The sequence below is a fragment of the Streptomyces ziwulingensis genome (assembly GCF_039542605.1).
Classification (GTDB): Bacteria; Actinomycetota; Actinomycetes; order Streptomycetales; family Streptomycetaceae; genus Streptomyces; species Streptomyces ziwulingensis.
This window is the reverse complement of sequence record NZ_BAABIG010000106.1, coordinates 1-2457: the sequence shown is the minus strand read 5'-3', so window position 1 is coordinate 2457 and position 2457 is coordinate 1. Positions and strand designations below refer to the sequence as shown.

General features: G+C 75.4%; 1 protein-coding gene. It reads right to left on the bottom strand.

What is annotated here, in order from left to right; genetic code table 11:
• The coding region (locus ABEB00_RS35360) for a type I polyketide synthase (protein ID WP_345624840.1) at positions 1-2457 on the bottom strand (2457 nt) is incomplete at both ends.

Here is a 2457-nt window from a genome sequence, read left to right as displayed (position 1 = left end):
AACACGGGCGAGGTGTCGAGGAGTTCGCGGCCCATGCCGGCCCACTGGGTGCCCTGCCCGGGGAAGACGAGGACGACCTTGCCGGTACCGGCCGCGGCGGGGCCGCCGGTGATCACGGCGGGGCTGGCCTCGCCGCGGGCCAGCGCGCCCAGTCCGGCCAGGGCCTCCGCGCGGTCGCCGGCCAGGATGACGGCCCGCTCGGGCAGGAGGGCCCGCCGGGTCGCCAGCGCCGCCGCGACCTCGGCGGGTGCGGTGTCGGTGCCGTCGAGGAACGCGGCGAGCCGTGCGGCCTGCCCGGCGAGGGCCGTGGCGCCGCGGGCCGACACCACGAGCGGGACCACGGCGGCCGGTTCCACCGGCTCCCCGGCGGCTTCCTCCGGGGTCGGGTCCGCCTCTTCCAGAATCACGTGCGCGTTGGTGCCGCTGAGCCCGAACGAGGACACCGCGGCCCGGCGCGGCCGCCCCGGGTCGTCCCACTCGCGGGCCTCGGTGAGCAGTCGCACCGCACCGGCCGACCAGTCGACCTGGGAGGAGGGCGCGTCGACGTGCAGGGTGGCGGGCATCTCGCGGTGGCGCAGCGCCTGTACGGCCTTGATCACGCCGGCCACCCCGGCGGCGGCCTGGGCGTGCCCGATGTTCGACTTCAGCGAGCCGAGCCACAGCGCCCGCCCCGGGTCCCGGTCCTGGCCGTACGTCGCCAGCAGGGCCTGCGCCTCGATCGGGTCGCCGAGGACGGTGCCGGTGCCGTGGCCCTCCACCAGGTCCACATCGGCCGGGGTCAGCCCGGCGGCGGCGAGCGCCTTGCGGATGACGCGTTGCTGCGAGGGCCCGTTGGGGGCGGTGAGCCCGTTGGAGGCGCCGTCCTGGTTGACGGCGCTGCCCCGGATCACGGCGAGCACCGGGTGGCCCTTGCGCCGTGCCTCCGACAGCCGTTCCAGGACGACCACTCCCGCGCCCTCGGCCCAGCCGGTGCCGTCCGCGGCGTCGGCGTACGACTTGCAGCGCCCGTCCGAGGCCAGCGCCCGCTGCCGGGAGAACTCCATGAACATGCCGGGCCCGGCCATCACGGTGGAGCCGCCGGCGAGGGCCAGGGAGCACTCGCCGGTGCGCAGGGCCTGCGCGGCCAGGTGCAGGGCGACCAGCGAGGAGGAGCAGGCGGTGTCCACGGTGACGGCCGGGCCTTCGAGTCCGAAGACGTACGACACCCGGCCGGAGGCCACGCTGGCTCCGCTGCCGGTGAGCGCGAACCCGCCCACCTCTTCCGGTACGTCGCCGCCGTTGTAGTAGTCGACGCCCATGATGCCGCTGAACACGCCGACGTCGGTGCCCTTGAGCCCGGTGGGGTCGATGCCGGCCCGCTCCAGCGCCTCCCAGGAGGTTTCGAGGAGCAGCCGCTGCTGCGGGTCCATGGCCACCGCCTCGCGCGGCGAGATCCCGAAGAACAACGGGTCGAACAGGGGCGCTTCGTGCAGGAAGCCGCCCTGGGCGACGTAGGAGGTGCCGGTGTGTTCGGGGTCGGCGTCGAAGACCGCGTCGAGGTCCCAGCCGCGGTCCGCGGGGAACCCGCTGACGCCGTCGCGGCCCTCGCGGACCAGGCGCCACAGGTCTTCGGGGCTGCCGACTCCACCGGGCAGCCGGCAGGCCATGCCCACCACGGCGATCGGCTCGTCCGGGTCGTGCGCCACGGCCACCGGCGCGAGCGCCGCCGGGGTCACGCCCTGGAACTCGGCGTGCAGGTGCCGGGCGAGGGCGAGCGGGGTCGGGTAGTCGAAGACGGCGGTGGCGGGCAGGCTGAGGCCGGTGGCCTCGCGGAGCCGGTTGCGCAGTTCGACGGAGGTGAGGGAGTCGAACCCGGCGTCCTTGAACGCCGTCTCGGCCCTGACCCGTTCCGGTCCGGTGTGGCCGAGGACGTTGGCGACATGGGTGCGGACCAGGTCGAGCAGGAGCGCCTCCTGCTCGGTGGGGGCCAGCCCGGCCAGTTGTCCGGCGAGTCCGTCCCGGCCCTCGCGTCCGGTGCCGCGCGCGGACTGCCGGCCCGGGCGGACGAGTCCGCGCAGCAGCGGCGGCACGGTGGCCCCCGCGGTCGCGTCGGCCCGCAGCCCCCGCAGGTCGATCCTGGCCGGCACCAGCAGGGTCTCCCCGCTCTCCAGTGCCGCGTCGAACAGCCGCATGCCCTCTTCGGGACCGAGGGGCAGCACTCCGCCCCGGCGGCTCATGCGGCTGCGGGACAGGTCGTCCAGGTCACCGCCCATGCCGGTGGTCTGCTCCCACAGTCCCCAGGCGAGGGACTGCGCCGGGAACCCCGCCGCCCGGCGCCGCGCCAGCAACCCGTCCATGCACGCGTTCGCCGCCCCGTAACTCCCCGTACCCGCCCCGAGGAACACCCCCGACACCGACGAATACGCCACGAACACGTCCAGATCCGGTACGAGTTCACGCGTCAGCTCATCCAGATGC